This is a genomic window from Halomonas ventosae, assembly GCF_004363555.1.
Lineage (GTDB): Bacteria > Pseudomonadota > Gammaproteobacteria > Pseudomonadales > Halomonadaceae > Halomonas > Halomonas ventosae.
Genome location: NZ_SNZJ01000001.1, coordinates 298,430 through 319,609 on the forward strand (window position 1 = coordinate 298,430; position 21,180 = coordinate 319,609).

At 68.9% G+C, this 21,180-nt stretch carries 17 protein-coding genes; 4 read left to right on the plus strand and 13 right to left on the minus strand.

Going from position 1 to position 21,180, the window contains the following annotated elements; translation table 11 throughout:
• Positions 1 to 17: 17 nt before the first annotated feature.
• From DFP85_RS01460 to DFP85_RS01480, 5 genes are all read right to left on the minus strand, one after another.
• Entirely contained in the window at positions 18 to 1,523 is a 1,506-nt protein-coding gene (locus tag DFP85_RS01460; RefSeq protein ID WP_133634228.1) for a fumarate hydratase, read from the minus strand.
• Positions 1,524 to 1,707: 184 nt separating this feature from the next.
• Positions 1,708 to 2,532 (minus strand): endonuclease VIII, encoded by an 825-nt coding sequence (gene nei, locus DFP85_RS01465; protein ID WP_133634230.1) that lies wholly within the window; start codon positions 2,530 to 2,532, stop codon positions 1,708 to 1,710.
• 12 nt (positions 2,533 to 2,544) lie between these two features.
• Complete coding sequence (gene uvrB / locus DFP85_RS01470; protein WP_133634232.1) at positions 2,545 to 4,569, minus strand: excinuclease ABC subunit UvrB; 2,025 nt, start codon at positions 4,567 to 4,569, stop codon at positions 2,545 to 2,547.
• Positions 4,570 to 4,633: 64 nt separating this feature from the next.
• Positions 4,634 to 5,059, minus strand: a complete 426-nt coding sequence (locus tag DFP85_RS01475; protein WP_133634234.1) for an OsmC family protein — start codon at positions 5,057 to 5,059, stop codon at positions 4,634 to 4,636.
• On the minus strand, positions 5,059 to 5,256 hold the full coding sequence (locus DFP85_RS01480; RefSeq protein WP_133634236.1) for a hypothetical protein: 198 nt from the start codon (positions 5,254 to 5,256) through the stop codon (positions 5,059 to 5,061). Before DFP85_RS01480 ends, DFP85_RS01475 begins: the two co-directional genes overlap by 1 nt.
• Before the next feature lie 146 nt (positions 5,257 to 5,402).
• Here DFP85_RS01480 and ygfZ point away from each other — a divergent pair, with 146 nt between their 5' ends.
• The gene (ygfZ, locus tag DFP85_RS01485) at positions 5,403 to 6,440 is read left to right on the plus strand and encodes a CAF17-like 4Fe-4S cluster assembly/insertion protein YgfZ (protein ID WP_133634238.1); all 1,038 of its coding nucleotides are present in this window, start codon (positions 5,403 to 5,405) and stop codon (positions 6,438 to 6,440) included.
• Here ygfZ and DFP85_RS01490 read toward each other — a convergent pair whose 3' ends face one another.
• The 5 genes from DFP85_RS01490 to dkgB form a co-directional block, all read right to left on the minus strand.
• Entirely contained in the window at positions 6,441 to 7,214 is a 774-nt protein-coding gene (locus DFP85_RS01490) for a TatD family hydrolase (RefSeq protein ID WP_133634240.1), read from the minus strand.
• A 212-nt stretch (positions 7,215 to 7,426) separates the two neighbouring features.
• A complete protein-coding gene (locus tag DFP85_RS01495; RefSeq protein WP_133634242.1) occupies positions 7,427 to 9,016 on the minus strand; it encodes a peptide chain release factor 3 in 1,590 nt (529 codons plus the stop codon).
• Between the two features lie 115 nt (positions 9,017 to 9,131).
• Positions 9,132 to 9,677: a DUF6647 family protein gene (locus tag DFP85_RS01500; RefSeq protein ID WP_341776961.1), complete on the minus strand. Its 546-nt coding sequence runs from the start codon at positions 9,675 to 9,677 to the stop codon at positions 9,132 to 9,134.
• A gap of 108 nt (positions 9,678 to 9,785) precedes the next feature.
• Entirely contained in the window at positions 9,786 to 10,451 is a 666-nt protein-coding gene (locus DFP85_RS01505) for an SDR family oxidoreductase (protein WP_133634246.1), read from the minus strand.
• Between the two features lie 25 nt (positions 10,452 to 10,476).
• Positions 10,477 to 11,286 (minus strand): 2,5-didehydrogluconate reductase DkgB, encoded by an 810-nt coding sequence (gene dkgB / locus DFP85_RS01510; protein WP_133634248.1) that lies wholly within the window; start codon positions 11,284 to 11,286, stop codon positions 10,477 to 10,479.
• A gap of 176 nt (positions 11,287 to 11,462) precedes the next feature.
• Here dkgB and ftsH point away from each other — a divergent pair, with 176 nt between their 5' ends.
• On the plus strand, positions 11,463 to 13,316 hold the full coding sequence (gene ftsH, locus DFP85_RS01515; protein ID WP_133634250.1) for an ATP-dependent zinc metalloprotease FtsH: 1,854 nt from the start codon (positions 11,463 to 11,465) through the stop codon (positions 13,314 to 13,316).
• Here ftsH and DFP85_RS01520 read toward each other — a convergent pair.
• The 3 genes from DFP85_RS01520 to DFP85_RS01530 form a co-directional block, all read right to left on the minus strand.
• Positions 13,298 to 14,620: an erythromycin esterase family protein gene (locus DFP85_RS01520; protein WP_133634252.1), complete on the minus strand. Its 1,323-nt coding sequence runs from the start codon at positions 14,618 to 14,620 to the stop codon at positions 13,298 to 13,300. The two genes, ftsH and DFP85_RS01520, sit on opposite strands and share 19 nt — an antisense overlap.
• Positions 14,621 to 14,692: 72 nt before the next feature.
• Positions 14,693 to 17,824 carry an efflux RND transporter permease subunit gene (locus DFP85_RS01525; protein ID WP_133634254.1) on the minus strand — a complete coding sequence of 1,044 codons (3,132 nt, stop codon included), beginning with the start codon at positions 17,822 to 17,824 and terminating at the stop codon, positions 14,693 to 14,695.
• Positions 17,821 to 19,059: an efflux RND transporter periplasmic adaptor subunit gene (locus DFP85_RS01530; protein WP_133634256.1), complete on the minus strand. Its 1,239-nt coding sequence runs from the start codon at positions 19,057 to 19,059 to the stop codon at positions 17,821 to 17,823. The genes DFP85_RS01525 and DFP85_RS01530 overlap by 4 nt, the downstream gene beginning before the upstream one ends.
• A 166-nt stretch (positions 19,060 to 19,225) precedes the next feature.
• Between DFP85_RS01530 and DFP85_RS01535 the strand changes: the two genes are divergently transcribed.
• Both DFP85_RS01535 and DFP85_RS01540 read left to right on the plus strand, forming a co-directional pair.
• The gene (locus DFP85_RS01535) at positions 19,226 to 20,497 is read left to right on the plus strand and encodes an ATP-binding protein (RefSeq protein WP_133634258.1); all 1,272 of its coding nucleotides are present in this window, start codon (positions 19,226 to 19,228) and stop codon (positions 20,495 to 20,497) included.
• Positions 20,498 to 20,539: 42 nt separating this feature from the next.
• Positions 20,540 to 21,079, plus strand: coding sequence for a response regulator transcription factor (locus tag DFP85_RS01540; RefSeq protein WP_133634260.1), 540 nt, complete (start codon positions 20,540 to 20,542; stop codon positions 21,077 to 21,079).
• Positions 21,080 to 21,180 lie beyond the last annotated feature (101 nt).

Sequence of the window (21,180 nt, forward strand, 5' to 3'; positions counted from 1 at the left end):
GTCGTCGTCAGCGAGGATCAGGCGCGCTCGGCGATGATCTCCTTCCACTTGGCGGGGCCGGTCTGGTGGACCGAGGTACCCTGGCTGTCCACGGCCACGGTCACCGGCATGTCCTCCACCTCGAACTCGTAGATGGCTTCCATGCCCAGGTCCTCGAAGCCCACCACACGGGCCTTCTTGATCGCCTGGGCGACCAGGTAGGCGGAACCGCCCACGGCCATCAGGTAGACCGCCCGGTTGTCGCGGATCGCCTCGATGGCCGCCTCGCCCCGCTCGGCCTTGCCGACCATGCCCAGCAGGCCGGTCTCCTCCAGCATGGTGCGGGTGAACTTGTCCATGCGCGTCGCCGTGGTCGGGCCGGCCGGGCCCACCACCTCGTCGCGCACCGGATCCACCGGGCCCACGTAGTAGATGAAGCGCCCCTTGAGGTCCACGGGGAGCGGCTCGCCCTTGGCGATCATGTCGACCATGCGCTTGTGGGCGGCATCGCGACCGGTGAGCAGCTTGCCGTTGAGCAGCAGGGTGTCGCCGGGCTGCCAGGTCCGCACCTCGTCCGGGCTCACGCTGTCGAGGTCGACGCGCTTGACGTTGTCGCCGGCCTCGCGGGTGATCTCCGGCCAGTCCTCGAGCTTCGGCACCGGCAGTGCCGCGGGACCGGAGCCGTCGAGGGTGAAATGGGCATGGCGGGTGGCGGCGCAGTTGGGAATGATCGCCACCGGCTTGTTGGCGGCGTGGGTCGGGAACTCCTTGACCTTGATGTCGAGCACCGTGGTCAGGCCGCCGAGGCCCTGGGCGCCGATGCCGCTCCGGTTGACCCTGTCGAACAGCTCCAGGCGAAGCTCCTCGGCACGATTGGCGGGGCCGCGGGCCTGGAGCTCCTGGATGTCGATGGGGTCGAGCAGCGCCTCCTTGGCGATCTCCATGGCCTTCTCGGCGGTGCCGCCGATGCCGATGCCGAGCATGCCCGGCGGGCACCAGCCGGCGCCCATCTTGGGCAACTGTTCCATGACCCAGTCGACCACGCTGTCGGAGGGATTGAGCATGGCGAACTTCGACTTCGCCTCGCTGCCGCCCCCCTTGGCCGCCACATGCACCTCGACGGTGTCGCCGGGCACCAGCTTGTGGTGGATGACCGCCGGGGTGTTGTCGCCGGTGTTCTTGCGAGCGCCGTCCGGGTCGGCCAGCACCGAGGCGCGCAGCACGTTGTCGGGCAGCTGGTAGGCGCGCCGCACGCCCTCGTTGATCATGTCGTCGAGGCTCATGTCGGCCTCGAAGCGCACGTTCATGCCCACGTGCACGAAGACCGTGACGATGCCGGTGTCCTGACAGATCGGCCGCTTGCCGAAGGCGCACATCCGCGAGTTGATCAGGATCTGGGCGATGGCGTCCTTGGCCGCCGGGTTCTCCTCACGCTCATAGGCCGCCGCCATGGCCTCGATGAAGTCCTTGGGGTGGTAGTAGGAGATGTACTGCAGGGCATCGGCGACGCTCTGGATCAGGTCGTCCTGGCGAATCACGGTCATGGGCAAGGGACTCCTTGGCGTTATCGGCATGCCCGCGCCGGCGGCGCTCGAAGGGCGTTTCGGCGGGGCTTGAACGGCGGGCATTATACCCCACCCCCTTGGCTGTCGACATTGGTGTGGCCGAAGGTCTGAGCGGATGTAAGTGAGCTACAGGATAGATAACGGTATAAATCTGTCCCGCCGATCAGCCAGCAGGCTGGCAGCGTGGACAGAAATAGAGCCGCCGGGAGGCCACCATCACCCGCTCGATGGCCGTGCCGCAGCCATGGCACGGCAGGCCCTCGCGCTCGAACACGGCGAAGCGCCAGTGGCGTCGACTGGCGCCCCGGGCACGGTCGGCGGCGGCCCAGTCGGCCCGATTGGTCACCCCGGCCTGGTCGTAGGCCTGGCGTGTCACGGCCAGGATGCACGCCGCCAGGCGCGCCAGGGTGCCCTCCTCCAGGTCCGCCGGACGGACCTTGAAGTGCAGTCCGGCGAAGAACAGGATCTCGGCGCGCAGATAGTTGCCGATGCCGGCGAACAGCGACTGGTCGAGCAGCAGGCCGCCCAGCCCGCGACGCCGGAAATGCGGTTCGAGAAGCCGCTGCACGGCCTGCTCCACCGACACGCCGTGGGTCAGCAGGTCGGGGCCGAGCCGCGACAGGAAGGGGTGGTCACCGAGCCTGTCCGCCTCCCACAGCGAGACGTCCGAGGCGCTGTAGAGGCTCGCCGCCCTGCCCTGAGCCACCAGGCGGACACGCAGCGAGCGGCCGGTGTCCGGCTCGCGGTCGGCGGCGTGCAGCTTCCAGACGCCGTAGAGCTGGTTGTGAGAATAGAGCACGCGACCATCGTCGAAGCGTGTCAGCAGCGCCTTGCCCCAACTGTCGACCGCCGTGACCCGCCGCCCGATCAGCGTGGGTGCCTGGCCGGCCAGATCGGGAAAGGCGAACCAGGCGTCGTCGAGCCGCCGGCCGGCGAGCTGGTGATGCACGCGGTCGGCGGCTCGACGGATCTCGGGGCCTTCGGGCATGGCGGGCGCCCGTCAGGCGGAGCCCAGGAGCAGCTGGCGCTCCTTGAGCTCGTGCAAGCGGTCGCGCAGCCGGGCGGCTTCCTCGAACTCCAGGTTCTGCGCCGCCTCGTGCATCCCGTCCTCGGTTCGCGAGATCTCCTTGAGCAGCTCGCTCGGTGACAGCTCCGCGGGGTCGTAGAGGGCCTCGCGCTCGGCCACCTTGCGCTCGCCCTTGCGCCCCTTCTTCTTCCCCGGGGCCTGGGCGGCCTCCATGATGTCGGCCACCGAGCGCGTCACCGTGGTCGGCGTGATGCCGTGGGCCTTATTGTGGGCGATCTGCTTGTCGCGACGACGCTGGGTCTCGTCCATGGCGCGGCGCATGGAGTCGGTGATCCGGTCGCCGTAGAGGATCGCCTTGCCGTGGGCGTTGCGCGCCGCCCGGCCCATGGTCTGGATCAGCGAGCGCTCGTTGCGCAGGAAGCCCTCCTTGTCGGCATCGAGGATCGCCACCAGCGACACCTCGGGAATGTCGAGCCCCTCGCGCAGCAGGTTGATCCCCACCAGGACATCGAACTTGCCCAGGCGCAGGTCCCGGATGATCTCCACCCGCTCCACGGTGTCGATGTCCGAGTGCAGGTAACGTACCCGCACGTCGTGCTCATCCAGGTACTCGGTGAGGTCCTCGGCCATGCGCTTGGTCAGGGTGGTGACCAGCACCCGCTCGCCGACCTCGCTGCGCAGGCGGATCTCCGAGAGCAGGTCGTCCACCTGGGTGGAGGCCGGGCGCACCTCGATCTCGGGGTCCAGCAGGCCGGTCGGGCGCACCACCTGCTCCACTACCTGGCCGGCATGCTCGGCCTCGTAGGGCCCGGGCGTGGCCGAGACGAAGATGGTCTGCGGGCAGATGCGCTCCCACTCCTCGAACTTCATCGGCCGGTTGTCCAGCGCCGAGGGCAGCCGGAAACCGTACTCCACCAGCGTCTCCTTGCGCGAGCGGTCGCCCTTGTACATGCCCCCCACCTGGGGAACGCTGACGTGGCTCTCGTCGATGAACAGCAGGGCATCACTGGGCAGGTAGTCGAAGAAGGTCGGCGGCGGCTCGCCGGGGTTGCGCCCGGAGAGGTAGCGCGAGTAGTTCTCGATGCCGTTGCAGTAGCCAAGCTCGAGCATCATCTCGATGTCATAGAGGGTGCGCTGCTCCAGGCGCTGGGCCTCGACCAGCTTGTCGTGCTTGCGCAGCCAGTCCAGCCGCTCCACCAGCTCTGCCTTGATCGCGTCGATGGCGCCGAGGATGGTCTCCCGGGGCGTGACGTAGTGTGACTTGGGGTAGATGGTCATGCGCGGCACCCGGCCCCGCACCTCGCCGGTGAGCGGGTCGAAGAGGCTGATGGTGTCGATCTCGTCATCGAAGAGCTCGACGCGGACCGCCTCGTCCTCGGCATCGGCCGGGAAGATGTCGATGACATCGCCGCGCACCCGATAGGTCCCACGCTTGAAGTCCATGTCGTTGCGCGTGTACTGCAGCTCCGCCAGGCGACGCAGGAACTTGCGCTGGTCGATCAGCTCTCCGCGGGTGAAGTGCAGGCGCATCTTCAGGTACTGGTCGGGATCCCCCAGGCCATAGATCGCCGACACCGAGACCACGATGATGGCGTCGCGTCGCTCCAGCAGCGCCTTGGTGGCCGAGAGGCGCATCTGCTCGATATGGTCGTTGATCGAGGCATCCTTCTCGATGAAGGTGTCCGACGAGGGCACGTACGCCTCGGGCTGGTAGTAGTCGTAGTAGGAGACGAAGTACTCCACGGCGTTGTCCGGAAAGAACGCCTTGAACTCGCCGTAGAGCTGCGCCGCCAGGGTCTTGTTGGGCGCCATGACGATGGTCGGACGCTGCAGGTTCTCGACCACGTTGGCCATGGTGAAGGTCTTGCCGGAGCCGGTCACGCCGAGCAGCGTCTGGTGCGCCAGCCCCGACTCCAGCCCGCTGACCAGTTCCCGGATGGCGGTAGGCTGGTCGCCGGCAGGCTGGAACTTGGACTGCAGACGGAAGGGCTTGCTCATGGTGGCTCCAGTGACGGGGTGGGCGCCTGGCCGGCGCCCGGAGTGGAAGAGTCCGGGCCGGGGCTCAGGCCTCGGCGGTGCTCTCGACGCTGCGGGTGGTCACCTCCACGGTGGACGTGGTCATCAGCCGGTGGATCGGGCACTTGTGGCTGATCTCCTCCAGGCGCGCCCGCTGCTCGGGATCCTCGATGCCATGGAAGGTCATGACCACGTCGAGCCGGTAGGTCCCGTGGCGCTCCTGGCTGTCGTCGCGGTTGACCGTGACGCTGATGCCCGACAGCGGCCACTTCTTGCGCCGGGCGTACATCTGCGAGGTGATCGCCTTGCAGGCGCCGAGCGAGAGGTCGAAGTAGTCATGGGGATCCGGGGCACTCCCTTCGCCGCCATAGGCCTCGGGCACGTCGACGAAGAGGTCGTCGAAACCGTCCAGTTCGACCCGCTGGCGATAGATATGGTTGCGCTCGCTGACGACTTCAATGGTCTTCTTCATCACTTGACCTCGATACCCAGATTGAGAGATTGCACCGCCTCGATCAGCACCTCACGCCTGGCGCGCCCCTCCACCTCGGCCCCGTGGCGGCCGACCTCGACACTGTCGACGCCGTCCAGCATCATCAGGGCGGTGGTGATGCGATTGACCTGGTCGGCGTTCTCGACGCCCTGGAAGTTCAATGACTGATGGGCCATGGGCGGCTCCTGACGCGGCATGAATATGAGGGAAGGCCCGAGTCTAGCATGCCACCCGAGCGCCGGGCAGCGCTTGCAATGCCGCCGCCTCGCCCGCACCTAATGGACATGACCATGCCAGACGCCGAACCTAGAGGAGCCCGGAGATGATGGATTGGATCGCTGCCACCGGCGGTCGGCAGGAGGCCGAGTACCGGGTGACCTTCGACACCCCCGATGCACCCCGGCTGGCCCTGGATGCCAGCGTGATGACGCCCCTCGCCCATCTGGGGGTGCTGGACGTCGAGGGCCCCGATGCCGAGACCTTCCTGCAGGGCCAGACCAGTGCCCAGGTCTCGCTGGCCGACGGCGACCTCGCCCCGCTGACCTGCTTCTGCACGCCCAAGGGGCGGATGCTGGCCAATGCCCAGCTGCTGCGCGTCGCCCCGGCCCACTACCGCCTGCTGATGCACGCCAGCCTGGTCGCCTCGCTGGCCGAGCACCTGAAGAAGTTCGCCCCCTTCTACAAGGTCGAACTGCGCGAACGCGACGACCTGGCCCTGCTGGGGCTGATCGGCCACGAGGCCGCGGCGCTGGCCGAGGTGCGCTTCGACCTCCTGCCACCCCGTCCCTGGCACCAGGCCGGCGATGAGCAGATACAGCTGCTGGCCCATCCCGGGCCGCGGCCACGCCTGCTGGCCTGCCTGCCTGCCGATCAGGCCGAGGAGGCCTGGAACTGGCTGAAGGCGCACGCCACGCCGGTTGACAACGCCGTGTGGCGGCTGCATGACATCCAGTCGGGCCTGGCCTGGCTCGAGGCCGACCAGCGCGACACCTACCTGCCACAGATGCTCAACTGGGAGGCACTCGGCGGCATCAGCTTCAAGAAGGGGTGCTATACCGGCCAGGAGGTGGTCGCCCGCGCGCACTTCCGCGGCCAGGTCAAGAAGCGGCTGGTGCGTGCCCAGCTCGATGGCGGCCTGCTGCCGGAGGCCGGCAGCGCCATCGAGGACGCCGAGGACCGGCGCCTCGGCGAGGTGCTCTGCGCCGAACTGGACGCCTATGGCGAGGCCGAGGTGCTGGCGGTGATGAGCACCCGGGAACCCGCCCTGCCACTGCGCTGCGCCGGCCAGAAGCTCAAGCTGCTCAAGCTACCCTACTCCGTCGAGCGTCTCGACCCGGAGAGCCTGGCGGAAGGGACATAGTCAGCAGTTGAACAGGCGGCGGGCAGTGTCGGTGCTGTCCGTCGCTACCCTGTTGGTATCCTGACCTCGCAGCCTGGCCACCACCCGGCAGACCTCGGCGACGCGTGCCGGCTCGTTGCGCTCGCCTCGGTGGCCCGCCAGCGGCATGTCGGGACTGTCGGTCTCCAGCACATAGCCATCGTCGGGCAGGCTCTCCACCGCCCGCTGCAGGCGTTTCGCCCGATCGAAGGTCACCGCGCCGCCCAGGCCGACGACGAACCCCAGGTCGAGGAACTTGCTGGCCTGCTCCGGGGAACCGGCGAAGGCATGGATCAGTCCCCCGGCGGGGAGCGCCAGCTGGCGAAGGCGCTTGGCCACCTGGTCGTTGGCCCGCACACAGTGGATCACCACTGGCAGCTCCCGCGCCTTGGCCAGGCGTAGCTGGGCATCGAAGAGCCGCCACTGGGCATCCAGGGTCTCGGCGAAGCGGGCATCGATACCGCACTCGCCGATTCCCACGAGCCTGGGCGCCACCACGTCAGGATGCTCGTCCAGTGCCGCCTCCAGCGCCGCCAGGTCCCCCTCGCGGTGCTGATCCATGAAATATGGGTGAAGCCCCAGGCAGACGCTGACGTCGTCCCGTTCCCCCAGCGCCAGCACATTGGGCCAGCGGGCCCGGATGGTGCCCGGCACCACGAAACGTGCCACGCCCACTGCCCTGGCACGCTCGACCACCGCCTCGCGGTCGGCATCGAAGTCGGGGAAGTCCAGATGGCAGTGGGCGTCGATCAGCATGACTAGAAGCTACAAGGCGAAAGGAGCGAGGGGCAAGGAAAGCACACCAGCCTTGCTAAACGCTCGAAGCGAGGGGCGCCGGGGGCGGGCCGAAGAGGAGGTCCTATGCCAGGGATGGCATCGGTAGCGCCCAGGGAGGGGTTCACAGCGCCTCCTCGAAGGGCCCGCCGCCGGATCAGCCACGAGCGATCCGGCGACATGCAGCCAAAGCTTCAATGCTCCCGAGTAGGCTGGAAGCGGATCTCCGGCCAGCGCTCCTGGGTCATCTGCAGGTTCACGCGCGTGGGGGCGATATAGGTCAGGTAGCCGCCGCCGTCGATGGCCAGGTTGGTGCTGGCCTTGCGCCTGAACTCCTCGAGCTTCTTGGCATCGTCGCTGTAGACCCAGCGGGCGGTGTTGACGTTCACGCCCTCATAGACCGCCTCGACCTTGTACTCCTCCTTGAGGCGGTGGGCGACCACGTCGAACTGCAGGGTGCCCACGGCGCCGAGGATCAGGTCGTTGTTGTCGAGCGGCATGAACACCTGGGTGGCGCCCTCCTCGGAGAGCTGCTGCAGGCCCTTCTGCAGCGCCTTCATCTTCAGCGGATCCTTGAGGCGCACGCGCTTGAAGAGCTCCGGGGCGAAGTGCGGGATGCCGGTGAAGCGCATGTCCTCGCCCTGGGTGAAGGTGTCGCCGATCTGGATGGTGCCGTGGTTGTGCAGGCCGATGATGTCGCCCGGCCAGGCCTCCTCCACCTGGGAGCGGTCCGAGGCCATGAAGGTCAGGGCGTCCGCGATCTTGACGTCCTTGCCGATGCGCACGTGGCGCATCTTCATGTTCTTCTCGTACTTGCCCGAGCAGACGCGCAGGAAGGCGATGCGGTCGCGGTGGTTGGGATCCATGTTGGCCTGGATCTTGAAGACGAAACCGGTGAGGCGCTCGTCATCCGGCTCGACGGTGCGGGTGTCGGTCTCGCGCGGCTGGGGCGGCGGGGCATACTCGACGAAGCCATCCAACATCTCGCGCACCCCGAAGTTGCCCATGGCGGTCCCGAAGTAGACCGGCGACAGCTCGCCCCGCAGGTAGGCCGCATGGTCGAACTCGTGGGAGGCGCCACGCACCAGTTCCACCTCCATGCGCAGCTCCTCGGCCTGCTCCTCGCCGAGCACCGCGTCCACCTGGGGGTTGTCGAGCCCCTCGATGCGCCGGTCATCGGGGATCTGGCTGCCCTGCCCCTGGGTGTAGAGGTGGATCACGTCGTTGTAGAGGTGATAGACGCCCTTGAAGTGACGGCCCATGCCGATCGGCCAGGTCATGGGCGCGCACTGGATGTTCAGCACCTCTTCGACCTCGTCCATCACCTCCACGGGGTCGCGGACATCGCGGTCCATCTTGTTGATGAAGGTGAGGATCGGCGTGGTGCGCAGGCGACACACCTCCATCAGCTTGATGGTCCGCGCCTCGACGCCCTTGGCGCCGTCGATCACCATCAGCGCCGAGTCCACCGCGGTCAGGGTGCGGTAGGTGTCCTCGGAGAAGTCCTCGTGGCCCGGCGTGTCGAGCAGGTTGACGATGCGCCCGCCGTAGGGGAACTGCATCACCGAGGTAGTCACCGAGATGCCGCGCTCCTGCTCCATCTTCATCCAGTCGGAGGTGGCGTGGCGGTCGTTGCGCTTGCTCTTCACCGAACCGGCCATCTGGATGGCGTTGCCGAACAGCAGCATCTTCTCGGTGATGGTGGTCTTGCCGGCGTCGGGGTGCGAGATGATCGCAAAGGTGCGTCGAAGCCCGACTTCACGGGCCAGGGTGGGGTTTGACATCAATGCGGTGCCTGGTCAGGACTCGAATGGGATCTCGAAAGCCCGCCATTATACCGCGACAGCCGGTGGCTCTGCACCCCGCACTAACCGCAGGCACGGTTCAGTGCTCCCCCCCCTATCGGGGACAACGTTCGATGATGAGCAGGGTCTTTTCATCGATCCCCAGCGTCACCAGGGGGTCCGAGACCCCCGCTTCACTTAGCCAGCGTAGCTGCAGACGGTAGGCTTCCCCCTCGAGGATGCCGCGGGACCGGACACCGGTATCGGCCCGGTTGTGGACCTGGAAATGGTGGACCAGCTCGTGAAGCAGATAACTCCTGTCGACGAGATCGTCACTCTCGAATTCGGTATCGAGATAGATGATCTTCTCGGCAGGCGCGTAGGCGCCCTTGATCAGGGTGCTCAGTCGCTGCGGGAAGTCGGGAAAGCAGCGCTGCTGAAGCCGGGCCTGGCTCTCGAACAGGATCCCCGGTATCGGCGGTTCCCGGTAGTCCGTCCGCTCGTCCAGCCAGGCACTCAACTCCCTGACCAGGGGCTCAAGGGAAAGCGCTTGCCTGGCGTCCGGGAGGTCAGGCGCCGACGATACAGGAAGGGGAACGGCCAGCAGCATGGTGCAAAGCAGCCAGCCCGCCCGCCGGCAACGCCGGCATAAGGTGTCCATCACCGCAGTCTAGCCGACCATGGCAGGCAAGGAAGCAGGTGCCATGGGCGATCGCACCGCTTGCTGAACGCCTGCCCATCGACCGCCCTCTTCCCACCAGAGACCGGTCTACCAGGGCAGTGACTCGCCGTTGCTGTGCCAGAAGCCGCCGCTGGTCGCCAAGGAGAGCGCCGCGATGCGCTCGGCGATGCCCGCGGCCGCCTCCTCCGGGGTGATCAGGCCGCCGAAGTCGACCATGCGCGTCTGCACGTAGCCCGGGTGCAGCTGGGCCACGGCGATGCCTCGGGGGGCCAGGTCCACCGCCAGCGACTTGCCGAAGGCGTTCAGCGCCGCCTTGGAGGCGCGATAGCCGTAGCGGCCGCCGGAGTCGTTGTCGGCGATGGAGCCCATGCGACTGGTGATGTTGGCGACCTTGGCGCCCTTGCCCAGGCACGGCAACAATGCCTCGGTCACCCGCAGCGGGGCATAGGCATTGATCTCCATCTGCGCCCGGATGGCATCGAAATCGAGCGCCCCCAGGGACTCGTCCTGGAGCATGCCCGCGTTGTTGATCAGCAGGTCCAGCGGCTGGTCGGCGAGCGCCTCGGCAAGGCGGGCGACATCTGCCTCCCGGGTGACGTCGATGCCGTCGAGGACCCGACCGGCCACCTCGGCGAGCTCGGGGGAGGCGTGGCGGCAGACGCCGATCACCAGCCAGCCTGCCTGGTGATAGTGCCGCGCCAGCGCCAACCCAACGCCGCGGTTGGCGCCGGTAATCAGTACGGTGGAAGCCATGTCGTCTCCTCTCGAAGGGCCGGGATCAGTCCCAGGCCGGGGCGAATTCCGGGTCGGCGATGCGCTCGCCGCGATCCAGGCCCGCGATCGCCTCGAGTTCGTCCTCGCCCAGGGTAAGGTCGAGGGCCGCCAGGTTGCCCGCCAGGTGCTCGCGACGGGTGGACGACGGGATGGACACCACGCCCCGCGACCGGGTCCAGGCCAGGGCCACCTGGGCCGGCGTGACGCCATGGGCCTCGGCGATGCCGTTCAGGGTGTCGTCTTCCAGCACCTTGCCCACGGCCAGCGGCATGTAGCCGGTCACCGTCAGGCCGCGTGCCTGGCAGTGCGCCACCACCTCGTGGTTCTGCAGGAAGGGGTGCACCTCGACCTGGTTGGTCAGCAGCGCCTCCGGGCCGAGGATCTCCAGGGCCCGATCGAGCTGGGCGATGGTGAAGTTGGAAACCCCGATGTGGCGTGCCTGGCCGGCCTGCTGCACCTCTTGCAGGGCCGTCAGGTAATCGGCCATGGGCACGGCATCGTCCGGCGAGGGCCAGTGGATCAGCAGCAGGTCGACGTAGTCGGTGCCGAGCTTTTCCAGGCTCTCGCGGACGCTGGCCTTGAGCGACGCGGGCGCGAGGCGGTCGTGCCACACCTTGGTGGTGAGGAAGATTTCCTCCCGGGGCATCTCGCTCTCGGCGATGGCCGCGCCCACGTCCTGCTCGTTGTCGTACATCTGGGCGGTGTCGATGTGACGAAACCCGAGCGCCAGGGCATCGTGGATCACCCGCTTCAGGGTGTCGCCCTTGAGGCGAAAGGTCCCGAGGCCGGGATTGGGCAATGTCGGGGTGCTCATGGGATCTCCTTCTCGTGCCATGGTGTCGATGCGACTCCCTCCTAGATGCGGCGGTCCAAGCAAGAGTTCAAGGGCCGGGTTGCCCCGGGGTCATCCCGCCTGCCGTGCCTCGCCTACACTGAAGGCCATCATCGGGCATCGCGATCTCCGCCGCGGCCACGGGACGAGGACCCGGCATGGAACCCAATCACCGTTTCAACGTGACCTATCTGATCATCGCCGTGATGCTCTTCCTGACCTTCCAGAGCGTCTATCGCGACTGGCAGACCACCGAACCCATTCCCTACTCGGAATTCACCCGGCTGCTGGAGGAGGGACGGATCGCCGAGGTGCAGGTCGGCGACGACCGCCTCACCGGCACCTTCACCGCCCCCCTGCCCGACGGACGCACCGCCTTCACCACCAACCGCGTCCCACCCGACCTCGCCGACCGCCTGGCACAGCACGACGTCACCTTCAACGGCCGCCCGGCGAGCCCTTTTCTGACCATCCTGCTCTCCTGGTTCCTGCCGCTGGTGCTGCTGTTCGCGATCTGGTCGCTGCTGATCCGCCGGATGACCGGCGGTGGCGGGATCGGCGGCATGATGTCCATCGGCAAGTCCAAGGCCAAGGTCTATGTGGAGACCTCCACCAAGGTCACCTTCGAGGATGTCGCCGGGGTCGACGAGGCCAAGAACGAACTTCAGGAGGTGGTGGCCTTCCTGCGCGACCCCGAGCGCTACGGCCGGCTCGGCGCCCATATCCCCAAGGGCATCCTGCTGGTCGGCCCGCCGGGCACCGGCAAGACGCTGCTGGCCCGGGCCGTGGCGGGGGAAGCCGGGGTGCCCTTCTTCTCCATCTCCGGCTCGGAGTTCGTCGAGATGTTCGTCGGCGTCGGCGCCGCGCGGGTCCGCGACCTCTTCGAGCAGGCCGGGAAGGCCAAACCCTGCATCATCTTCATCGACGAACTGGACGCCCTGGGTCGGGCCCGGGGGCCGGGCGGCATGAGCGGCCAGGACGAGAAGGAGCAGACGCTCAACCAGCTGCTCTCCGAGCTCGACGGCTTCGACCCCTCCACGGGCATCGTGCTGCTCGCCGCCACCAACCGGCCGGAGATCCTCGACCCTGCCCTGCTGCGCGCCGGGCGCTTCGACCGCCAGGTACTGGTCGACCGTCCCGAGCGCAAGGGGCGCCGGCAGATCCTCGAGGTGCATATCGGCCGGATCCGCTCGCTGGCCGCCGACGTGGACCTGGACCATATCGCCTCGCTGACCCCCGGCTTCACCGGAGCCGACCTCGCCAACCTGGTCAACGAGGCCGCCCTGCTGGCCACCCGCCGGGACAGCGACGAGGTGGCCATGGAGGACTTCACCAACGCCATCGAGCGCATCGTTGCCGGCCTCGAGAAGAAGAGCCGGCTGCTCAACGACCACGAGCGGGCCGTGGTGGCCCACCACGAGATGGGCCACGCCCTGGTGGCCGCGTCATTGCCGGGCATGGACCCGGTGCACAAGGTTTCGATCATCCCCCGCGGCGTCGGCGCGCTGGGCTACACCATCCAGCGGCCCACCGAGGACCGCTTCCTGCAGACCGTCAGCGACCTGAAATACCGCATGGCGGTGCTGATGGGCGGCCGCGCCGCCGAACGGCTGATCTTTGACGAGGTCTCCACCGGCGCCGCCGACGACCTGGCCAAGGTCACCGAGATCGCCCGCGACATGGCGACCCGTTTCGGCATGGCGGACGAGGCCGGCCAGGTGGTCTACGAGAAGGACCGTCAGGCCTTCCTGGGCGACGTCTACGGCATCAGCCAGCAGCATGACTACTCCGAGGCCACCGCCCGGGAGATCGACCTCGCGGTGCGCGAGCTGGTGGACGAGGCCTATGCCCTGGCCCAGGCGACCCTCGCCGCCCGTCGCCAGGACCTGGAGGCCGGCGCCGCCCTGCTGCTCGAGCGCGAGACGCTCACCGCCGACGAGTACCCGCCGATGAAGCCATCGCTGCCCGCCGAGCCGCGAACGGCCAGCGCGCCTCAGACCCCGAAGGGATAGGTGTCGGGGATCGCCTCGCGCTGCCAGCCGGGTCCCGGTTCCAGCGGCTCGACGGCCGTGGACTCGTCTAGGTGGTAGAGGGCATCGAACTGCTCGGCCAGGCAGGCATGGAAATAGTGGCTGCCCCGCTCCGTCTCGGGGCGGTAGATCACCCCAATCGCCCGCTCCAGAAGGCTTTCCTTGAGGGGCTCGGCCCGCGCCGGCGAGAGGGGCAGGTAGAAGCGGTCGAGACCACTCCGATGGAAGAGCCGCTCGATGCTGCCCTCAAGCGAAGGCCGCACCCAGCGGTGCTCGGCGTGCCCATCCCAGTCGCGGGCGGCCGTGACATGGCCGGTATGGGTGGTGAAGCCCACCAGCACCACCCGCTCGTCGCCGAAGCGCTGTCGCGCCAGCTGGCCGACGTTGTGCTGTCCCTGGCGCCAGCCCATCTCGGTGGCACGGGCGTCCCCCAGGTGCGAGTTGTGGGCCCAGACCACCACCTTGCCGGCTCCCCCCTGTCGGCGCAGGTGGTCATGCAGTTCGGCGAGGGTCTCGGTCATGTGCCTATCTCGCAGGTTCCAGGTATCGACCCGGGCGCCGAACATGGCCCGATAGTAGGCCTCCGCATTGACCACCACCCGGGCGTTCTGCTCGGCGAAGAACTGCGCGTCGACGGCGCGGCGACCGTCCGCCTCGAGGTAGTCAGGGGCCCGCTCCCTCAACCGGACCTGCAGGCCCACGGCCGTCCGCTCGCAGGAGGGGCTCAAGCCGAAGGCCACGTTGCGCCCGTAGTGGAAGGGGTCGCCGCGATGGTCGAGACAGGCATAGCCCCGGCGGGCCACCTCGGCCTGCTCGGGATCGACCCGCGCCAGGTAGTCGATCACCGCCTCGGCCGAGCGATGCAGGCTGTAGAGGTCCATGCCGTGGAAGCCGACCTTCGTCGCCAGCGGCTGGCGGGCATTGTGCCGGCGCAGCCAGGCGATGAAGTCGCGCACCTCATGGTTGCACCACATCCAGTGGGGGAAACGCTGGAAGTCCGCGAAGGCCCCGTCCAGGGCATCCTCGCCCCCGCCACGCACGTAGCGGTCGAGGCGCAGGGCATCGGGCCAGTCGGCCTCCACCAGCACCGCCTCGAAGCCCTTCTCCTCGATCAGCCGCCGGCTGATCGCCGCGCGCAGGCGATAGAACTCGGCCGTGCCGTGGGAGGCCTCGCCGAGCAGCACGAAGGGCCGCTCGCCGACCCGTTCCAGCAGCGCGTCGTGGTCGGTGGCGCGGTCGTCCAGTCGCCGGGCGAGCTCACGGACACAGGCAAGCGGCGTCGTCATGATAGGCACCTCCCGGTGAACGCAGCGAAGACCTCGCTGACAGTCTAGCCCCGGCGGCGCCGGACGGCAGGCTCATGCCCGCTGCTGGTCGGTGGGCACGTCCTCGCTGCGCCCGAGTCGCTCGCGTAGCCGCTCCAGGTAGCTGAGTAGCACCGGGATCACCGCGAGCACCAGCAGGGTCGAGAAGGCCAGGCCGAAGGCGATGGAGACCGCCATGGGGATCAGGAACTGCGCCTGCAGCGAGGTCTCGAAGAGCAGCGGCAACAAGCCGCCGATGGTGGTCAAGGAGGTGAGCAGCACGGCGCGCACGCGCTGCACCACCGCCTCGTTGAGTGCCGCCTCGATGGCCAGCCCCTGATGGCGCTGGTGGCGATAGAAGGCCACCAGGATGATGGCGTTGTTGACCACGATGCCCGAGAGGCCGAAGAGCCCGAACAGCGAGAGCATGGTCAGGTCGAGTCCCAGCAGCCAGTGCCCCAGCAGGGCCCCCACCAGCGCCAGCGGGATGATCGCCATGACGATCAGCGGCAGGCTCCAGGAGGCGAAGACCCAGGCCAGCACCACGTACATCAGCCCCAGGCCGATCATCAGCCCGGTGCGCATGTCGGCGAAGGTCTCGCGCTGATCGGCGGCGCGCCCCTCGAAGCTGTAGCGCAGGCGGTGGGTGCTGGCCAGGCTCGGCAGCACCTCGGCGGAGACCGCATCGAGCACGCGCTCGGCGGAGGTCATCTCGGTGTCGAGCTCGGCGGTGACCTCCACCGCCAGGCGACCGTCGGCATGGCGCAGCGCCTCGAAGCCCTGGCGGTGATCCAGGGCCATGACCTGGTCGAGCGGGACGAAGCGCCCGTCGGGGACGCGCACGCTGAGCCGCGACAGGGTCGCGAGCCGCTCGCGCTGCGCCCGGGGCAGCAGCACCCTGACCTCGATCTCGTCGGCGCCGTCCTGGTAGATCTGCACCAGCCGGCCATCGAAGGCGTCCCGAAGCTGCCGGCCGAGATCGGCCGTGGTCAGCCCCAGGGCCTCCCCCCGGGCGTTGACCCGGTAGATCAGCTGTTCCCGGCCCCAGGGCATGTCGTCCTCGGTGTCGAGCACGCCGGGCAACTCGCGCAGCGAACGGGAGAGCGACTCGGCGGCGGCCTTGAGGGCACCGGCCTCCTCGCCGGTCAGGCGGATGTTGACGTCCTTGCCCGGCGGGCCCGCGGCACGCTCGTTGATGGTCAGGTTCTCGAGCCCCGCCGGTTCGGCGAGGCGCGAGCGCCAGGCGCGGATGAACTCGGCATTGCGCACGTCGCGGTCGTCCGAGGGGGTGAGCTCCACCATCATCGAGCCGAGGTTGTCGCCGCTGCGCGCCTGCAGGCCGCTGGCGAGCGTCGCCCCATGGCGGGTCACGGCATGCTGGACCAGGTTGCCCCCCAGGGCCTGCTCGGTCTCCTCCAGGGCCGCCTGCAGGCGCGCCAGCAGCTCATCGACGCGCGCGCTGTCGGTGCCCGCCACGAAGCTGGCATTGGCGTAGAGCACGTTTGGCTCGGGCGTGGGGAAGAAGTTGAACGCCAGGCGCCCGCCGGCCAGCAGGCCCAGGGTGAAGAGCACCACCGCCACGGCCGAGGCCAGGGTGGCGCCGCGGTGGCGCAGGGTCAGTGCCGAGAAGCGCCGGAAGGGCCCCTCGCGGAAGCGCTCGAAGGCCGCCTCGAAGCGCTCGCGCGGCCGCGACAACGGATGGTGTCGCGGCGTTCGGCCCGGCACGAAGGCGTTGCGCAGGTGGGCGGGCAGCACGACGAAGCACTCCAGCAGCGAGGCGATGAGCACGCAGATCATGATCACCGGGATGTCGCCGAGGATGTTGCCGATCACGCCCCCCACCAGCAGCAGCGGCATGAAGGCGGCCACCGTGGTCAGCGACGAGGCCACTACCGGCCAGAACATGCGCCTGGCCGCCCCCTCGGAGGCGTGACGGGCGGGCTCTCCCATGCGGAAATGGGCGTCGGCGTCCTCGCCCACCACGATGGCGTCATCGACGATCACCCCCAGGGCCATGATCAGCGCGAACAGCGACATCATGTTGATCGACCCGCCGATCCCCCAGAACACCGCCATGGCCGCCATGAAGGCCGTGGGGATGCCGATGGCCACCCACAGTGCCACCCGGGCGGGCAGGAAGAAGTAGAGCAGCAGCAGGACCAGCACCAGGCCGCCGAGGCCGTTGCTGATCAGCAGCCCGATACGGTCGGCGATCAGCTGCCAGGTCTGGTCGTGGACCTCGAGCGACACGCTGGGCGGCAGCTGGGGACGGGTCTCGGCCAGCCAGTTCTCCAGCACCTCGGCGGCGGCCAGGGAGTTGCCGTCCTCGCTTCGCTGCAGCATGAGCTCCACCGCCGGATGGCCGTCGCGGCTCAGGGTCACCTGTTGCTCGCGGGACTCCTGGCGAATGGTGGCGATGTCGCCCAGCCGCAGCTGCACCCGGTCGCCGCTGAGCACCGGCAGGTCGGCGAAGGCGCGCTCGTCACGGCGCTGTTCCACGGCCCGCAGCTCACGGGTGCTGTCCTGCTGGCCGAGCAGCCCCGCCGGCAGGTCCAGGGACATGCCCTCGATACGCTCGGCGATCTGGGCGAGGCTCAGCTGCAGCCCCTGGAGTCGCTCCGCGGGCACCTCGATGCTGATCTGCTGCTCGGGCAGGCCGCTGATCTCGACCCGGTCGATGCCCCGCTGCAGCAGCTGGTCCTCGAAGCGGTTGGCCAGATGACGCAGTTCGTCGTGGCTCACCTCGCCATGCACCAGCAGCCGGGCCACCGGCTCGTAGCGGGCGGCCCGGGCGACCCGCGGCACTTCGGCGTCGGCCGGCAGGTTGGTGAACTCGTCGACCTGCTGGCGAACGTCGTCCAGGGCCAGGATCGGGTCGCTGCCCTCGTTGAACTCCAGGGTGATGCTGGAGCCCCCCTGGGCCGAGGTGGAGGTCATCCGCTTGAGGCCATCGAGGCTGCGCAGGCGCTGCTCGAGAGGCACGGTGATGCCCTGCTCGATGTCCTCCGCCGAGGCGCCGCTCCATACCGTGCGTACGCTGACCACGTCCAGGGCGAAGGTGGGGAAGAACTGGATGTTCATGCGCGACAGGCCCAGCACCCCGCCAAGCAGCATCATCAGCATGACCAGGTTGGCGGCGACCCGGTGGTGGACGAAGAAGCCGATCAGGCCGCGCCGTCGGCTCATGGGCGCCCCTCGTCACCGGGATCGGCGACCTCGACCCGCAGGCCCTGGAGGGCATTGGGCAGGTGGGTGATGATCACCCGATCGCCCTCGGCGAGGGCCTCGCCGCTGACCAGCGCCCAGCGCTCCCCGTCGTCGCGGAGCACCTCGCCGTGACGGGTCACCGCCAGGCGACGCATCCGGCCCTCCTCGTCCATCACGTAGAGGGCATTGTTGCCGTAGAGCGCGCTGTAGGGCACCGCCAGGCTGTCCGTGATCGCCGGGCGGGCCAGCGACACGGCGAGCAGGCTGCCGAGACGCAACGCTGTCCCGCCGGTCTCGAGGCGGAAGATCGCCTCGGTGCCGGCCGGGTCGCCCTCCCCGGCCAGCCCCTCCAGCACCAGGCGGGCCCCCTCATCGCCGGTGGCGATCAGGTGCTCCCCACGGGACAGGGCCTCGAGCAGCTCGGCCTGGTGACGCCGGGGGATGCGCGCCCGCAGCTCCAGCCCCGCCTCGGGATAGACGCTGAGCAGCTCACCGCGGGGGGCCACCTGGTCGCCCGGGGCCACCCGGATGCGCGTGACGATGCCGTCGAAGGGCGCCTCCACGCGGCTGCGCTCGGCATCGCGACGGGCGGCGGCCAGGGCGGCCGTGGCGTGCGCCAGGCCGGCCTCCAGAGCAGCGAGGCGGGCGGGGTGCTCGGCGATGGCGCGCTCCCGGGCCGCCACCGTCACCCGGGCCCGGGCCAGTTCATTGCGGGCCGCGTCCAGGTCGGACTGGGAGGCGAGATTGCGACCCACCAGGGAGCGGGTGCGTTCGAGCTGGCGACGGGCGGTCTCGAGCAGCTCCCGCTCGCGCTCCAGGGTGGCAAGGTCGCTGTCGTGGCGCACCCGTTCGCCCGAAAGCTGGGCCCGGCGATCGGCCACCTCGGCCTCGGCCTGGGCCAGCGGGGGACGGACGTCGGCCTCGTCCAGGGCCACCAGCAACTCGCCGCGGGCGACCCGCTGCCCCTCGCGCACCGGTCGCTCGGCGATACGTCCAGCCAGCGGCGCGGTGACGGTGAGCATCTCGGGGGCCGTCACCTCGCCATAGAGCGGCAGCACCGGGGCATGGCGGCCGGGCGCGGCCACCAGGGTCTCGACCCGCCAGCTGCGCTCCTCCGGTGTGACACTGGCACTCTCCGGCCGGGTGGCCCGCAGCCACAGGAAGGCCGCCACGCCGAGGGCCAGGATCAGCAGGGGGAGCAGGCGTCTGAGCATCGGGCTGGGGTCCACCGGTCATATCAACAGGCCCCAATATACCGCCATCGACCGGCGATTGTCGGCGCCCGTTGCCGATGGGCGACACTGTGCCTCAGGGGGGATGCCCGGGCACGGCATCGCCCGGATCAGGTATCATCGCACCGACGCAATCCACGGAGTCGCCATGCCAGCCGCCCTGCCCCTGCCGCTCTCCACGCCCAACCGCAACCTGGTGCGGCTGACCATCGTGCGCGGCATCACCTGGACCGGCTTCCTGGCCGCGATCATCATCGGCATCGAGGTGCTGGGCTTCTCGCTGCAGGTGCCCGCGGTGATCGCGGTGATCGTCGCCATGGGAGCGATCAACATCGCCACCTGGTGGCGCATGGGCCGCCCGCGGGCGGTGACCCACGGCGAGTACCTGCTCCACCTGCTGGTCGACGTGACGGGCCTGACGCTGCTGTTCTACTTCACCGGCGGCTCCCACAACCCCTTCATCAACTACTACCTGGTGCCGGTGACCATCGCCGCGGCGACCCTCCCCTGGCGGCACGCCTGGGTGATCGCCGCCGCCTCCATGGCCGCCTACAGCTTCCTGATGGTGTCCTATCAGCCGGTCCCGCAATTCGCCCAGGGCCACGGCGGGGCGACCCTCAGCCTTCACGTGCTCGGCATGTGGCTCAACTTCGGGCTCTCGGCGGGCCTGGTCACCTTCTTCATCTACAAGATGGCCCGCGCCCTGCGCAGTCGCGACCAGGCGCTATCGCGCACCCGCGAGGCCGCCCTGCGCAACGAGCAGGTGCTGGCCGTGGCCACCCAGGCGGCAGGCACCGCCCACGAGCTGGGCACGCCGCTCTCCACCATGGCGGTGCTGCTCAGCGAGATGCGCGAGGATGCCAGGGACCACCCGGCCCTGATCCGGGACATCGAGCTGCTGCGCCAGCAGGTGGATACCTGCAAGGCGCGGCTGCGTCACCTGGTGGAGAGTGCCGATCGGCGGCGCATGGCCGAACCCGAGGTGCACGACGCCCAGGTCTGGCTGGCCGGGGTGGTCCAGCGCTGGCTGGTGCTGCGCCCCGATGTCAGCCACCACCTGGAAGTCGCCGAGCGACGCGGCCAGCCCTGGCTGGCGGTGGATGCCACCCTCGACCAGGCACTGACCAACCTGCTCAACAACGCCGCCGACGCCAACCCGGACGACGTCACCATCCGGCTCGACTGGAACAGCGACGAGGTGATCATCGACATCCGCGACCACGGCCCCGGCGTGGCGATGTCCATCGCCGACCAGTTGGGCGAGACCTTCGTCTCCACCAAGAGCAAGGGGCTGGGCATCGGCCTCTTCCTGACCCACGCCACCATCAACCGCTTCGGGGGCGGCGTGAGCCTGTACAATCACCCCGAGGGCGGCACCCTGACCGAGGTGACCCTGCCGCGCAGCCAGCCCGAGCCCTGACGCCCGACGGTTGCCGGACCCCGTGACCCCTGCGAGGACAACATGCAAGAGACCGCCGAACGCCTGCTGATCATCGACGACGACGAGATGTTCTGCCACGTGCTCGACCGTGCCCTGAGCCGCCGGGGCTTCGAGGTGCTGGTGGCCCATGACGCTACCCAGGCCCTCTCCCTGGCGCGCCGCCACCAGCCCCAGCTGGCCACCCTGGACCTCAAGCTGGAGCACGAGTCGGGCCTGAAGCTGCTGCCGGAGCTGCTGGAGATCGTGCCGGAGTGCCGGGTGGTGGTGCTGACCGGCTACTCGAGCATCGCCACCGCGGTGGAGGCGATCAAGCTGGGCGCGGTGAACTACCTCTGCAAGCCGGCGGATGCCGACGAGGTGCTGATGGCGCTGTCGCGGGCCGAGGGCGACCCGGAGACCGAGGTGGCCGACAACCCGCCGTCGATCAACCGGATCACCTGGGAGCACATCCAGAAGGTGCTGCAGGAGCACGACGGCAACATCTCCGCCACCGCCCGCGCCCTGGGGATGCACCGCCGCACCCTGCAGCGCAAGCTGCAGAAACGGCCGGTGAGGCGCTAACGCTGGAAGCGGCCAAGCGGCCAAGCGGCCAAGCGGCCAAGCGGCCAAGCGGCCAAGCGGCCAAGCGGCCAAGCGGCCAAGCGGCCAAGCGGCCAAGCGGC

What these genes read in the sequence shown, in the direction of transcription:
- DFP85_RS01460 (WP_133634228.1), bottom strand. Translation starts at nt 1,523, where the DNA reads ATGACCGTGATTCGCCAGGACGACCTGATCCAGAGCGTCGCCGATGCC.
- nei (WP_133634230.1), bottom strand. Translation starts at nt 2,532, where the DNA reads ATGCCCGAAGGCCCCGAGATCCGTCGAGCCGCCGACCGCGTGCATCAC.
- uvrB (WP_133634232.1), bottom strand. Translation starts at nt 4,569, where the DNA reads ATGAGCAAGCCCTTCCGTCTGCAGTCCAAGTTCCAGCCTGCCGGCGAC.
- DFP85_RS01475 (WP_133634234.1), bottom strand. Translation starts at nt 5,059, where the DNA reads ATGAAGAAGACCATTGAAGTCGTCAGCGAGCGCAACCATATCTATCGC.
- DFP85_RS01480 (WP_133634236.1), bottom strand. Translation starts at nt 5,256, where the DNA reads ATGGCCCATCAGTCATTGAACTTCCAGGGCGTCGAGAACGCCGACCAG.
- ygfZ (WP_133634238.1), top strand. Translation starts at nt 5,403, where the DNA reads ATGATGGATTGGATCGCTGCCACCGGCGGTCGGCAGGAGGCCGAGTAC.
- DFP85_RS01490 (WP_133634240.1), bottom strand. Translation starts at nt 7,214, where the DNA reads ATGCTGATCGACGCCCACTGCCATCTGGACTTCCCCGACTTCGATGCC.
- DFP85_RS01495 (WP_133634242.1), bottom strand. Translation starts at nt 9,016, where the DNA reads ATGTCAAACCCCACCCTGGCCCGTGAAGTCGGGCTTCGACGCACCTTT.
- DFP85_RS01500 (WP_341776961.1), bottom strand. Translation starts at nt 9,677, where the DNA reads ATGGACACCTTATGCCGGCGTTGCCGGCGGGCGGGCTGGCTGCTTTGC.
- DFP85_RS01505 (WP_133634246.1), bottom strand. Translation starts at nt 10,451, where the DNA reads ATGGCTTCCACCGTACTGATTACCGGCGCCAACCGCGGCGTTGGGTTG.
- dkgB (WP_133634248.1), bottom strand. Translation starts at nt 11,286, where the DNA reads ATGAGCACCCCGACATTGCCCAATCCCGGCCTCGGGACCTTTCGCCTC.
- ftsH (WP_133634250.1), top strand. Translation starts at nt 11,463, where the DNA reads ATGGAACCCAATCACCGTTTCAACGTGACCTATCTGATCATCGCCGTG.
- DFP85_RS01520 (WP_133634252.1), bottom strand. Translation starts at nt 14,620, where the DNA reads ATGACGACGCCGCTTGCCTGTGTCCGTGAGCTCGCCCGGCGACTGGAC.
- DFP85_RS01525 (WP_133634254.1), bottom strand. Translation starts at nt 17,824, where the DNA reads ATGAGCCGACGGCGCGGCCTGATCGGCTTCTTCGTCCACCACCGGGTC.
- DFP85_RS01530 (WP_133634256.1), bottom strand. Translation starts at nt 19,059, where the DNA reads ATGCTCAGACGCCTGCTCCCCCTGCTGATCCTGGCCCTCGGCGTGGCG.
- DFP85_RS01535 (WP_133634258.1), top strand. Translation starts at nt 19,226, where the DNA reads ATGCCAGCCGCCCTGCCCCTGCCGCTCTCCACGCCCAACCGCAACCTG.
- DFP85_RS01540 (WP_133634260.1), top strand. Translation starts at nt 20,540, where the DNA reads ATGCAAGAGACCGCCGAACGCCTGCTGATCATCGACGACGACGAGATG.